Raw genomic sequence first — 13494 nt, forward strand, 5'->3', positions numbered from 1 at the left:
GAATGCCTACAAGCCGGTCAACTGACCGGCTTTTTTCATGGCCGCGACACCCGGTTCACACTTTTCCATTCTTGAAAACGTAACCATTTGAACTGACGTCACAAATCGGTATTTTACCGGTCCAAGCCTGCCCCAGCGCACCCTAGAATGAGTGCCTCAACGGACCCTGCTCCTCACACTCTGCTCAAGGAATGGCTTATGCGTCTCTCTTCGCGCCCCGCTCTTCGCCCATCACCCCTGTGGCTGGCCGTGCTCGCCACACCGCTGTTCATCAGTCAGGCGATGGCCGCCCCCGAGGTCTATCTCCATGTGGATGGCAAACCGGTGGCCGAGGCGCTGACGCTGGACAAGGGCACCGTCACTCTGACCCACAGACTGGACAAGGGGAGCCACCAGATCCGCATCAGCGATGCGGGCAACAGCTGCGGCACCAGCTTCGGGCCAACCGAGGCCAAGCCCCTTCCCTTCGGCACCGCCCAGCCCATGGACAAGTGCAGCAAGGGGACAGACTTCAATCTGAGGGTGATGCTGGCGGGGGACTACGAGTTCACCTTCAACCCCGATACCCCCAGCCTCAAGGTGTTGCGGGCAACCAAAAAGAGCGAGTTCAAACGCCAGCCCCCGGAAGAGCCCTGCATCAGCTGGGATGGCGGCCCGGTCACGACATCACTCAAGGGCGTCTGGCCCGACGGCACCCGGTTGCGGGATGCCTACTCGGGACAGGAAGCCGTGGTCAAGGGCGGCAAGATCACCCTGACACCGAGCAAGGAGAGCGGCGGCCTGCTGCTGCTCGAGCCGGTCAAGGCCGCCAAGCCTGCTCCCTTCAGCTGGGATCAGGCGAGCGTCTATTTTCTGCTGACCGACCGCTTCCACAACGGCGATCCCGCCAATGATCACAGCTTCGGTCGTCAGAAGGATGGTCAGGACGAAGTGGCCACCTGGCATGGCGGTGACTTCAAGGGGCTGACCGAGAAGCTCGACTACATCAAGCAACTCGGCATCAACGCCATCTGGATCACCCCCATGGTGGAACAGGTCCACGGCTTCATCGGCGGTGGCGAACAGGGGAACTTCCCCTTCTACGCCTACCACGGCTACTGGGCGCTCGACTTCACCAAAATCGACCCCAACTACGGCGACGAAGAGAGCCTGAAAACCCTGGTGGACGAGGCCCACAAGCGCGGCATGCGGATCATCCTCGACGTGGTGATGAACCACGCAGGCTACGCCACCCTCGCCGACTTGCAGGATCTGGGGCTCACCGATCTCACCCAGAACACCGGCAAGCTGCCGAGTCGCTGGAACGAATGGCGCCCGAGCGGCGGCCTCAACTGGCATGGCTACAACCAGTTCATCGACTACCAGTCATCCCACTGGGACAAGTGGTGGGGCCCTGACTGGGTGCGGGCCGGCCTGCCCGGCTACCCGCAACCCGGCACCGACGACGTCACCGGCTCGGTGGCGGGACTGCCGGACTTCCTGACCGAATCCACCAGATCGGTGGGGCTGCCACCGCTGCTCGCTGCCAAAAAAGACACCAGGGCCAAGGCCCTGCCCAACGCCACAGTGAGCGATTACCTCATTGACTGGCACACCGACTGGGTGCGCCGATTCGGCATCGACGGCTTCCGTGCCGACACCGTCAAGCACCTGGAGCCCGCGGTCTGGGCCAGGCTCAAGCAGGCGGGCACCGACGCGCTCAAGGAGTGGAAGGCCGCCAACCCGGGCAAGGCCCTCGATGACCTTCCCTTCTACATGGTGGGCGAGGTGTGGGATCACGGGGTCGCCAAGGACTTCTGGTACCAGCACGGCTTCGATTCCCTGATCAACTTCGACTACCAGCGTGAATTCGCCCTGCCCCAGGCCCAGTGCATGGCGGGGGCAGAGCCCACCTATGCGAGCTACGCCAGCCGCATCAACCAGGATCCCGAGTTCAACGTGCTGAGCTACATCAGCTCCCACGACACCAAGCTCTTCTTCGGCGACTACCAAGACGTGGCGCTGCAACGGCGGGTGGCCAACAGCTTCATGCTGCTGCCGGGGGGCATCCAGATCTACTATGGCGACGAGTCCGGCCGGGGACTGGCCAAGGATGGCGGCGTGTTCGATCAGAGCGTGCGCTCGGACATGAACTGGCAGGAGCTGGCGAGTGGCGAGAAGGCGGAGCTGGTCAAGCACTGGCAACGGCTCGGCCAGTTCCGTGCCGCCCACCCTGCCATCGCGGCGGGCAGCCACAAGAAGATTTCCGATGCCCCCTACGGCTTCGTGCGGGAGAAAGGAGAAGACAAAGTGGTCGTGGTCTTCGCAGGTCGGCAGAAATAGCGACCTGGCCTGAATAAAAAGGGGAGCCGATGGCTCCCCTTTTTTGTCTTGCCGACGCCCGCATCAATCAGACTGGCGGGCCGCCTTTGGCCACTGCAACCTCGCCCTGAGCAGGGTTTCCTGCCACAGGGGCCAGGCCAGCAAGGCCTGCTGATAGGCGCCAGCCTGACCGGGCAGCGAAATGCCATAGCTTGCCAGCCGATAGGCCATCACCGCATAGAAGGCATCCAGAATGCTCGCCTCGTCGAAATAGAAGCGCCCCCGCGCCTGGGACCAGAGGGTCTGCAACCGGGCCAGCTCGTCGATGACCTCCACCGGCGGTTCACTCTGGGTGGGCGCCCCCAGGAAGAAAGGCAGCAGGGTGCGGATCTGGCGAAAACCGGCGTGCAGCTCGGCGCACAGGCTGCGGGCCAGGGCCCGTTCGGCCTTGTCCACCGGATAAAGGTGACGCTCCGGGCAGCACTCGTGGAGATATTCGGCGATGGCCAGAGAGTCGTGAATACGCAGCTCACCGTCGTCGAGCCAGGGCACCAGGCCGGCGGGGGCCGTGCGCTTGAGCCGTTGCAGCTCCTTGGCATCTTCCAGATCGAAGACCTGCTCCTGCCACTTGAGCCCGCTCATGGCCAGCACCAGCGCCGTTCTCATTGCCCAGGTGGAGCCCGTGCCCACCGTCAAAACCAGGGATCCCATCGATTGCCTCCTGCATGGGTTGTTTACTGGCCATCCCGCCGGCCCCGTGGCACGACATCCGATGACCACCTCACATTTGCGTACTGGCGGGTTTGACCCACTTGGGTAGCAGTGCTAGTTTGATTTTTCAAAACAATCAGTTAGCAACAATGTGAGCTATGGACAGCCAATTTACCATCGTCATCGCAGATGACCACCCCCTGTTTCGGGGCGCCCTCTATCAAGCGGTGCACATGGCCATCGACGACGCCAGATTGCTGGAGGCTGACTCCATCGACAGCCTGAGCCACCTGCTCGATGAACATCCCGACGTCGACCTGCTGCTGCTGGATCTCAAGATGCCGGGGGCCAACGGCTTCGAGGGGCTGGCCTATCTGCGCGGACACCACCCGGATCTCCCCATCGTCGTGGTCTCGGCCTCCGAGGATCCCGCCATCATCCAGCAGGTGCTGCGCCTGGGCGCGCTCGGCTTCATTCCCAAGTCCGTCCCCATGAAAGAGCTGGTCAGCGCCCTCAATACGGTGATCGGGGGGGACAACTGGGTGCCGGAAGGCATCTCCCTCCATCCCGAGCCCAGCGAAGGGCCCGATTTCGCCACCAAGCTGGCCAGCCTCACCCCCCAGCAATACAAGGTGCTCATCATGTTGCGGGATGGCAGCCTCAACAAACAGATCGCCTGGGAGCTCAACGTCTCCGAGGCGACCATCAAGGCCCATATCACCGCGATTTTCCGCAAACTTGGGGTCAAGAACCGCACCCAGGCAGTCATCGCCCTGCAGCAAATGGGCATCAAGGACGACTGAGCTCGTCCCCGGCTGACTCGTAACAAGCCAGCCACACCCGCCTCCCAGAAGACTCTCTGGCCCCCCGCGGCAGCCGGAAACGGCCTCCCTGCACCATTTGCGGCTCGACAATTAGCACGGTCGTACTTTATGCTGCCAACCCAGAGAGAGGAGAGCCGGATGAGCAAGGGACGTCTGACCCGCGACACCATTTTGCAGACTGCATTCGAGCAGGCGAGCCAGCAGGGGCTGGAGAGCCTCACCATAGGCTCCCTCGCAACGGCCTGCGAGATGTCAAAAAGCGGTCTGTTCGCCCACTTCCAGTCCCGCGACAACCTTCAAATCGCCGTGCTCACCCATTCCGCCGAGGTATTTCGGGAGCGGGTGATCCAGCCGGTGCGCCAACAGGGGTACGCCACCCAGCAGGAGAAACTGCTCGCCCTGTTGCAGGCCTGGCTGGCCTGGAACCAGAGTTTTGCCGGCCGCTGCATGTTCCTCGATGCCTGGACCTCCGCCCAGGAGGGTGAGGTCCAGCAGGCGGCACGCGAGCTGGTCCGTTTCTGGCTCGACTACCTGGCACGCCAGGTAGTGCAGGGGCAGGCCAGAGGGGAGTGGCGCAGCGATCTCGACCCCTGGCGCGCCGTCTATCGCCTTTATGGCCTCTATCTCGGGGATCAGGTGTTCCATGCCCTGGGGCTCAGCGAGGATCCGGCCCGCCACTTCTGGCCGGAGGTCACCGCTCTGCTGGCCAGCTGGCGCTGACCCGACGGGCTCTTCTTTTTAAAAACCCGCAAAAAAGCACGATCGTTCGCACACAAAAGACACAGGATGACCATGAGCAGCAAGATCTACTTCAACACACGCCGCTTCAGCCCGAGCAAGTTGCTGCTGGGCCTCGGCACCCGCCTGCATCACGTGCTCGCGCCCACCCACGCCAAGCGCACCGCCAGCAAGCTGCTGCTCACCCCGCAGCGGGCGACCCGGGGCGTCGCAGCCCCAGCTGGCCTGGTCGAGCAGGCCATCCACACCAGTGAAGGGACCCTGATGAGCTACCGGCTCGGGCAGGGGCCGGTCTGGCTGTTGATGCACGGCTGGTCAGGCAGTGCCAGCCAGTTCTATCCGTTGATGAGCCACATCGCCGCCCAGGGCTATACGGCCCTCGCCTACGATCACCCCGCCCACGGCCGGAGCGAAGGGAACAGGGGTCACCTGCCCCGCTTCGTGCGCGCTTTCGACGAGATCCTCGAGCGGGTCGGCCCCGTCCAGGGCGTCATCACCCACAGCATGGGGGGCGCCGTCACCCTCAGCAGCCGTCACCCGGCAATCGATACGCTGCCGCTGCTGCTCATCTCCCCGGTGCTCGACTACGTGCCCCAGCTCTACGGCATGGTGGCGCGCTCCGGCTACTCCATCCGGCTGTTCGATGCGGTGGTCAAGGAGATAGAACACGAATACCAGCACCCGCTCAGCACGGTTGACCCCCTTGGCCGGCTCGCCCGGCGCAGCGGCGCCGCCCTCATCGTTCACGATGAGGAAGACCGCTTCGCCCCCCACCGGGACTCCCTGCGCGCGGCCCAGGATGGCAGAACCCGACTGGTGAGCACCCGGGGGCTCGGCCATGGCCGTATTCTGGCAAGCCCTCCAGCCTTCGCCGCCTTCGATCAACTGAGCCAGACGCCCTTGGCAAACTGAAAATGAAACGGGCCGCAAAAATTGAGCGTGCGGCCCATTTTTATCCGGTATACAACGTCTTATAGTTGAATTGCGCGGTGGCAACCCGCCCTGGCGATCACGATAAGGCGCACCCTCATGGCCAGACCCAATACTGCTCTTCTGCTGACTGGTGGTGGTGCCCGCGCCGCCTATCAGGTCGGCGCACTCAAGGCGGTGGCCGAACTCTACCCCCGCAACATCGGCATCCCCTTCCCCATTTTGTGCGGCACCTCGGCGGGGGCTCTCAACATCACGGCGCTGGCGTGCTACGCCTCCTGTTTCCATCTGGGGGTGCGCAAGCTGGAGTGGGTCTGGCGACGATTCGAGACCCACCACATCTTCGACTTCCACCCTTGCCAACTGCTGTGGCGCACCCTCTATCAGGGCTCGGCCGGCCTCATCACCCCCCAGAGCAACCGAGCCTTTCACCTGTTTGACAACGCCCCCCTGCGCCGTCTGCTGGATCAGCTCATCGACTATCACCGCATCGATGACAACATCCTCTACGGCAGCCTGGAGGCCATCGCCATCACGGCCTCCGACTACGATGACGGCCTCTCCACCACCTTCTTCCAGGGGCGGGCCGAACATCAGCCCTGGGAGCGCGCCAGACGACGTGGCCTGCGTACCCTGCTCACCTCGGATCATCTGCTGGCCTCGTCGGCGCTGCCCTTTGTCTTTCCCGCCACCCCCATCGGCGATCGCGTCTACGGGGATGGCTCCATCCACCAGCTGAGCCCGCTCAGCCCCGCCATCCACCTGGGGGCGGAGCGGATCCTGCTGGTGACCCTGGACTCCCCTCACAGGGAGAACCCGACTCCCCGCCAGGGGCACCTGACCAGCTCCAACATCGCGAGCCATCTGCTCAACACCGTCTTCTCCGACACCCTCAATTCGGATCTGGAGCGGCTCGGGCGCATCAACCAGACCCTTTCCCTTATTCCGGCACGGGAGCGCAGTCGACTGAAACTGCGCCAGGTGGAGACCTGCGTGATCCGCCCCAGCCAGGATCTCGACCTCATCGCCCTCGAATACCTCCCACGGTTGCCGACCCAGCTGCGCCGTCTGCTGCGAGTGCTCGGGGTCAACGGCGAAGAGAGCAGCAGCCTGGCCAGCTTCCTGATGTTTGACCCCGGCTATTGCCAGCGGCTCATCAAGCTGGGATACCAGGACGCGCTGGATCACCGCCAGCGCATCGAGGCCTTCCTCGACCTGCCGGGCAGCGGGAGGCAGCAGCAGTTTCGCGAAGAGGCCTGAGGGGCCTTATCCCATGGCAAGGAGATCCTAGCGTCCCTCCAGCAGGCGCTGCTCGGCCTGTTCCATGGCCACGGCCGTGCCGAAGAGCACCAGGGTATCTCCCGCCGCCAGTACCAGCTCGCGCCTGGGATCCAGGCTGCGCTCCCCGCGATGAATCGCCTTGATGCGCACCTCTCCCAGGGCGAGATCCCGCACCCTGTGTCCCACCGCCCAGGCCTGGTCGTGCAGCAGCACGGGATGCAGCCGCTCGAGCTGTTGATCCGTCTCCAGATTGCCCGCACTCTTGCCGCCCCAGTAGAAACCGTGCAGAAAGCGATACTGGCTGCTGCGCTCGTGCTCCATGCGCCGGATCACCCGGCCGATGGGAATGTCGCAGTTGAGCAGCAGGTGGGAGACCAGCATCAGGGCTCCCTCCTGGGATTCGGGGATCACCTCGAAGGCGCCGGCCTGCTTGTAGTGTTCAAGGAAACTGTCATCCCGGGTACGCACCAGCACCTTGATCTCCCCCGCCAGCTCCCGGATCAGCGTCAGCATGGCATCGACCCGCTTTTGATCGTCGAAGGTGATGATCACCAGCCGCGCCCGCAACAGACCGGCCGCCAGCAGGATGTCGCGCCGGCTGGCATCGCCGAACGCCACCTGCTCCCCCGCGAGCTTCGCCTCACTCACCCGCTCGGGATCGAGATCCAGGGCCAGGAAAGGTATCTCTTCGAGCTTGAGAAAGCGGGCACAGGTTTGGCCGGTGCGTCCGAACCCGGCGATGATGACGTGCTGGTGTTTGCTCAGGCCCGACTGGGCCACCTCGGCGCGAGAGAGCAGGGCACTGTCGGTGAGGGAGTGGGCAAGCCCCAGCGCCCGCAACACCAGCCAGGGGGTGAGGGCAATGGAGATGACACCGATGCCGATGAGCAGAGAGACCAGCTGGTGATCCAGCAAGCCGTGATGACTCGCCAGCGCCAGCAGCACAAAACCGAACTCCCCGACCTGGCTCAACATGATGCCAGCGGCCATGGCGTCGCGCTTGCGCTCCCCCATCAGGCGGCCCGCCAGCAATATCAACAGCGACTTGCACAGGATGAGCCCCGTCACACAGGCCAGCACCTGCCACCAGGCGTCCGCCACCAGCGCCCAGTCCATGGTCATGCCGATGGTAATGAAGAAGAGCCCCATCAACACGTCGCGAAACGGCTTGATGTCCACTTCGAGCTGATGACGATAGTGGGACTCCCCCAGCATCATGCCCGCCAGGAAGGCACCGAGCGCCATGGAGAGCCCCATCCACTGGGTCAGGGAGGCCGCCAGCAATGCCACCAGCAGGGCACTCAGTACGAAGAGTTCGTCTGAACGTGCGCGCGCCACCTCGAAAAACAGCATGGGCAGCAGCCACTTCCCCACCGCCAGCAGCACGGAGAGCGCAAACAACCCCTTGAGGGAGGCCCAGGCGACCTCCGCCAGCAGGGCGCTGCCCTGCACCTCGGGCTGGGCCAGGATGGGGATCATCACCAGCAGGGGCACCACGGCGAGATCCTGGAACAGCAGCACGCTCACCCCGAGCTGGGCTCGCCGGGTATGGAGCTGCTTGAGCTCGCCGAGCTGCTTGATCACCACGGCGGTGGAGGAGAGCGCCAGGGTGCCTGACACCACCAGCGCCTGGGCCAGGCTCAGCCCCCACCACCAGCCGAGCCCGAAAAACAGCAGTGAGGTGAGCAGCACCTGCAGGCTGCCGACCCCCAGCACCAGCTTGCGCATGGCGAGCAGACGCGGCAGGGAGAACTCGAGCCCGAGGGAGAACATCAGGAACACGATGCCAAGCTCCCCTATGGTCTGCATCATGGCCTGACCCGTGACGATGGCCACGCCATGGGGGCCGAGCAGCATGCCGGCAAACAGATAGGCAAGGATCACCGGCTGGCCGAGGCGCCGGAAAATGGCCACCAGCACAACGGCGAAGATCAGCAGGATCAACACATCGGCGTACACCCATCCCTCTCCTTCATCTGCCCGGCGCCCTCTTCCCTGACACAGCAAGCACAGCGCCCGCTCCCCATATGGCACGCCACTCGCTCAGCGGCAGGAATTTCCCCTCCCGTTTCATCCCGTTAAGCCTAGCCAGCCCCCTTGTTTTTCATCGGACATATTTTAGGCACAGGGCTTGCAGGAGCCTGTGCAATGAATGGAGAGGTGTAAGGGCTGTAACGTGGAAAACACATCGTCATTGAACGGCTTCGGACATGGCATAGAGCAGTGGGTACAGCAGATGGAGCGGCTTGCGCCCTTGACCGGGCAGGACCGCTATCAGCAGATAGAGCAGTTGCTGGGGCAACGGGATCTTGACGCCCTGCTGGCAATCTTTGCCGAGCGGGTGGCAAACATTGTCCGGATCCACTCGCTCCAGTTCGACTGTGGCCAGCCCCATCCCCTCATCTCGCACCCGCCCCAGGCCAGGCTGACCCTGCATGCCTATCGCTTCGAGCTGCGGGGACGACACGAGCAGTTGCTCGGCCACTTGCACTACGAGCTGGAGCACCCTCTGAGCGACGGCCAGAGGCGGTTGCTTGAGCAATATCATCAGCTGTTCAGCCTCCCCCTGCCCCTCTATCTGCGGCTGGATCGGCTGGAACAGCAGGTGCGGCTCGACCACCTGACCGGGCTTGGCAATCGCGCCTACTTCGACGAGGCCATCGGCCGGGCGGTGGAGCAACACAGCCGGGAACCCCACGGCCTGGTGCTGGTGCTGCTGGATCTCGACAGATTCAAGCAGGTCAATGACACCTGGGGCCATCCGGTGGGCGACCTGGTGCTAAGCCGCTTCGCCCAGTTGCTGCAGGGGTGCATTCGCGGGACGGATCAGGCGTTTCGCCTCGGCGGTGACGAGTTTGCCCTGCTGCTGCAACCCGCGGACCCCGAGGCCTGGCGCCCGGTCTGGCTGCGGTTGCAACATGTGCTCCACAGCCACAAGGAGCTCAGCGCCTTCTCTGTGGGGTGCAGCCTGGGAGCCGCCAGCTGGCAGTCTGGCATGGATGTGCAGCGCCTCTACGAGACGGCCGATACCCATCTCTACGCCCGCAAGAAAGCCGGGGGCTCCGGCCTGCCCGAATAGGGCATCCCCCTTCCCCTCCCGGCCCCCTGTCACTCTGCGATGTCAATCCGCATCCTGGGGGACGGGGGGCCGCCACTCCCACGCCACCCCCTCTTCTGGCGCCAGAAATCCGTCGCAGACAAAGAGCCCGGCCACCAGTGCCACCTGTTCACCGTAGTAGAGGATGGGAATGCGCCCCCGCTGCCAGGAGGGCACCCCGTACTCTTGCAGCAGCTTCTTGAGCCGCCGGCTGCCCACCCGCCCCACCGGTTTCAGCATGACGCCGGGGGCGACCTGAAAACGCACCGAGAGCGGCTCGTCCCCCCTCGGTGTCCGCAACCCTTCGCCATCCGTTCTCCAGAGCCTGAACTGCCCGAGCCCGTCCGGCAGAGTGAGCGTCTCTTCCATCCGGATGGGCAGCACCTCCTCGCGGGGGGCGAGATCCGGCGCCACCAGGTACAAACGCCCCTGATAGCGGCGACACGCCAACCCTTGCAGGCTCAGCCTGGGGTTGGCGTCATCACGCGCCAGCGCCACCTCCTGCCACAGCAGGCCCAGCAGCTCGCGGGAAGGCATCTCTCCCCCCTGGCGGCGGATCCAGTGGCGCAGCAGGTTGTTGCGCCGCACGGGGGAGAGGAAGAGGAGTCCGTCAATGCGCAGCCCTTCTCCCTCACCCACCGCCTGCCAGTCCGCCTCGGCCAGCTCGCTGATGAGCGCCTCCTGCTCGGCGCACAGGGCCATGGTGCGCGCCGTCGTCCGGGCCATGGCGGGCCAGCGGTCCTTGAGCAGGGGGATGATCTGCTGGCGCAGGAAGTTGCGGTCATAGCTCGGGTCCTCGTTGCTCTCATCCTCAACCCAGCCATAAGGAAGTGACTGCGCGGCTTGCGCCAGCTCGGCCCGGCTCATGTCGAGCAAGGGGCGCAACAGATGGCCTGCGGCAAAAGGCTGGCTTGCCACCATGCCCGCCAGTCCGCGCAGACCGGTACCCCGCTTGAGCGCCAGCAGCAGGGTCTCCAGCTGATCATCCTGATGGTGAGCGGTGAGCAGCCACTCCCCTTCCCCCAGGTGGGCGGCGAGTCGCTCATAACGCACCGCCCGCGCCTGGGCCTCCAGGCTCTCCCCGTTGCCCCGACAGAGCTGCACCCGCTCCACGATGAGGGGCACCGCCAGTTGCTGGCACACCCCTTCGCAGTGAGCCACCCAGTGGTCGGCATGTGGGCTCAGGCCGTGATGAACGTGCAGGGCGTTCAGGGCGAGGCCGTGGGCGCGGGCAAAACGGGCCGCCAGCACCAGCAAGACGGTGGAGTCGAGCCCGCCGCTGAAAGCCACCAGCAGACCGCGGGAACCTTCCGGCGCGGGCAGGGTCTGACAAAAACGAGAATAAATACGAGAAATCATAGGCTTCCCCAATACGACCAGGCCGATCTTAGCAGAGTCGGGCTTATCAAGCGCTAACCCGGCTGCTAGAGTGAATCGCTCCCTGCGTGGGCAAGGAAGCCATATAACCCGAATTGGAATAAAACCATAATGAACAACAAGAAACACATCCTGGCCACCCTCGTCGGGCTGGCCCTGCTGGCCGGTTGCAGTCAGGCACCGAGCCAACCGGACAAACACTCCGGCCTTGCGCTGGCCAACATGGACACCAGCGTCAAGCCTGGTGACGACTTCTTCCGCTACGTGAACGGCCACTGGCTCGCCACCGCCAAGATCCCCGATGACAGGCCCGCCGACGGCGCCTTCTACCTGCTGCGGGACAAATCCCTGGCGGACGTGCGGGTGCTGGTGGAGGGGCTGGATGGCAAAGCCGCCGCCGGCACCCCGGCCCAGCAGATCCACGACCTCTACCAGAGCTATCTGGATCAGGCCGCCCGCAACGCCAAGGGCACCACGCCCCTGCTGCCGATGCTGAGCGAGATAGAGCAGATCAGCACGCCGCAGGATCTCGCCCGGGCCTTCGCCCAGAGCGCCCGCACCGGTGGCGGCTCCCCCTTCGGTTTCTGGATAGACGCCGACGCCAAGGCCCCTGACAGCTATGCCGTCTACCTCTACCAGGCCGGCCTCGGCCTGCCGGATCGGGACTACTACCTCAAGCGCGACCCCAGCAGCCAGGCGCTGCTGCACAAGTACGAGCAACACATCGCCGCCATGCTGACCCGCTTCGGTGAGACGGATGCCCAGGCCAAGGCGAAACGCATCCTGGCCCTCGAGACCAGGCTCGCCCAGATCCAGTGGGACAACGTGGCCCTGCGGGACAGAGAGAAGAACTACAACAAGGGACCGGTGAGCGAGCTGGGGCGCCTCGCCCCCGCCATCGACTGGGACGCCTACCTGGCCCAGGCCGGCCTTGCGGGGCAGCAGAGCCTGGTCATCGGCCAGCCCACCTATCTCTCGGCCCTGAACGAGGTGATGCAGCAGACCCCGGTCGCTGACTGGCAGGCCTACCTCAAGTGGCAGCTCATCACCGATTACGCCCCCTACCTCGACAGCCAGACCGATGCCCAGAATTTTGCCTTCTTCGGCACCGCCCTGAGCGGCACGCCCAAGCAGCGCGCCCCCTGGGAGCGGGCCCTCGGGGTGCTGGACAACAATCTTGGAGAGGCGGTGGGCAAGCTCTATGTCGAGCGCTACTTCCCGCCAGCGGCCAAGGCCCGCATGGAGCAGCTGGTGGAGAACCTGCGCACCGCCTACGGCCAGAGCATCCAGGAGCTGGACTGGATGTCCCCAGCCACCAAGACCCAGGCCCTCGAGAAGCTCGCCAAGTTCAGACCCAAGATCGGCTACCCGGACAAATGGAAGGACTACAGCGCCATCACCATTCGCCCCGACGATCTGGTGGGCAACCTGCAGCGGGCCCGCGCCTTCGAATACGCCGACAACCTGGCTCGCCTCGGCAAGCCGGTCGATCGGGACGAGTGGCACATGTCACCCCAGACGGTGAACGCCTACTACAACCCGAGCAACAACGAGATCGTCTTCCCGGCCGCCATTTTGCAGCCCCCCTTCTTCGACATGACGGCGGACGATGCGGTCAACTACGGCGCCATCGGCGGGGTGATCGGCCACGAGATGGGCCACGGTTTTGATGATCAGGGGGCCAAATCCGACGGTGACGGCGTGATGCGCGACTGGTGGACGCCGGCGGATCTCAAGGAGTTTCGCTTCCGCACCAGCCGGCTGGTGGCCCAGTACAACCGCTTCGAGCCCATCAAGGGGCAGTACGTCAACGGCCAGTTCACCCTGGGGGAGAACATCGGCGATCTCGGCGGCCTCACCATCGCCCACAAGGCCTACCTGCTCTCCCTGGATGGCAAGGAGGCCCCGGTGCTGGACGGTTTTACCGGCGAGCAGCGCTTCTTCCTCGGCTGGGCCCAAGTGTGGAAGGGCATGTATCGCCCCGAGCTGATGCAGATGCTGCTCGCCTCGGATCCCCACTCGCCGCCGGAATACCGGGTCAACGGCGTGGTACCGAACATCCCCGCCTTCTACGAGGCGTTCAAGATCCAGCCCGGCGACAAGCTCTATCTGGACCCGGCCAAACGGGTCAAGATATGGTGATGACAACCCGGGCAGGGGGCGGCCGACCAGCGGCCCCCTGCCCGCTTCCGACGTGGCAGGGAAGCGTCCCCTGCCCCTCACAGACACACAAGC

The 13494-nt window shown here is 64.5% G+C and carries 10 protein-coding genes; 7 read left to right on the plus strand and 3 right to left on the minus strand.

What is annotated here, in order from left to right; genetic code table 11:
- Positions 1–198: 198 nt before the first annotated feature.
- Complete coding sequence (locus AB5Y89_RS05075) at positions 199–2322, plus strand: alpha-amylase (protein WP_324040747.1); 2124 nt, start codon at positions 199–201, stop codon at positions 2320–2322.
- 63 nt (positions 2323–2385) lie between these two features.
- On the opposite strand, the gene AB5Y89_RS05080 is transcribed toward AB5Y89_RS05075, so the two are convergent.
- Entirely contained in the window at positions 2386–3012 is a 627-nt protein-coding gene (locus AB5Y89_RS05080) for a glutathione S-transferase (protein WP_139700598.1), read from the minus strand.
- 158 nt (positions 3013–3170) lie between these two features.
- On the opposite strand from AB5Y89_RS05080, the gene AB5Y89_RS05085 reads away from it, so the two are divergent.
- The 4 genes from AB5Y89_RS05085 to AB5Y89_RS05100 all read left to right on the plus strand — a co-directional run bounded on the left by AB5Y89_RS05085 (position 3171) and on the right by AB5Y89_RS05100 (position 6764).
- Positions 3171–3815 carry a response regulator transcription factor gene (locus tag AB5Y89_RS05085; RefSeq protein WP_045523565.1) on the plus strand — a complete coding sequence of 215 codons (645 nt, stop codon included), beginning with the start codon at positions 3171–3173 and terminating at the stop codon, positions 3813–3815.
- Between the two features lie 159 nt (positions 3816–3974).
- Positions 3975–4556, plus strand: coding sequence for a TetR/AcrR family transcriptional regulator (locus AB5Y89_RS05090; RefSeq protein ID WP_039039448.1), 582 nt, complete (start codon positions 3975–3977; stop codon positions 4554–4556).
- 72 nt (positions 4557–4628) lie between these two features.
- The gene (locus AB5Y89_RS05095; protein WP_069785620.1) at positions 4629–5486 is read left to right on the plus strand and encodes an alpha/beta hydrolase; all 858 of its coding nucleotides are present in this window, start codon (positions 4629–4631) and stop codon (positions 5484–5486) included.
- Between the two features lie 117 nt (positions 5487–5603).
- Positions 5604–6764: a patatin-like phospholipase family protein gene (locus AB5Y89_RS05100; protein WP_010673432.1), complete on the plus strand. Its 1161-nt coding sequence runs from the start codon at positions 5604–5606 to the stop codon at positions 6762–6764.
- A gap of 27 nt (positions 6765–6791) precedes the next feature.
- On the opposite strand, the gene AB5Y89_RS05105 is transcribed toward AB5Y89_RS05100, so the two are convergent.
- Positions 6792–8744: a monovalent cation:proton antiporter family protein gene (locus AB5Y89_RS05105; protein ID WP_010673431.1), complete on the minus strand. Its 1953-nt coding sequence runs from the start codon at positions 8742–8744 to the stop codon at positions 6792–6794.
- Positions 8745–8937: 193 nt separating this feature from the next.
- Here AB5Y89_RS05105 and AB5Y89_RS05110 point away from each other — a divergent pair, with 193 nt between their 5' ends.
- Positions 8938–9864, plus strand: coding sequence for a GGDEF domain-containing protein (locus AB5Y89_RS05110; protein ID WP_069785593.1), 927 nt, complete (start codon positions 8938–8940; stop codon positions 9862–9864).
- Positions 9865–9906: 42 nt separating this feature from the next.
- On the opposite strand, the gene tilS is transcribed toward AB5Y89_RS05110, so the two are convergent.
- The gene (gene tilS, locus AB5Y89_RS05115) at positions 9907–11241 is read right to left on the minus strand and encodes a tRNA lysidine(34) synthetase TilS (protein ID WP_368223017.1); all 1335 of its coding nucleotides are present in this window, start codon (positions 11239–11241) and stop codon (positions 9907–9909) included.
- 129 nt (positions 11242–11370) lie between these two features.
- On the opposite strand from tilS, the gene AB5Y89_RS05120 reads away from it, so the two are divergent.
- Complete coding sequence (locus tag AB5Y89_RS05120; protein ID WP_368223018.1) at positions 11371–13401, plus strand: M13 family metallopeptidase; 2031 nt, start codon at positions 11371–11373, stop codon at positions 13399–13401.
- The last annotated feature ends 93 nt before the right edge of the window (positions 13402–13494 follow it).

The organism is Aeromonas sp. s4, from assembly GCF_040907855.1.
Lineage (GTDB): Bacteria > Pseudomonadota > Gammaproteobacteria > Enterobacterales > Aeromonadaceae > Aeromonas > Aeromonas caviae.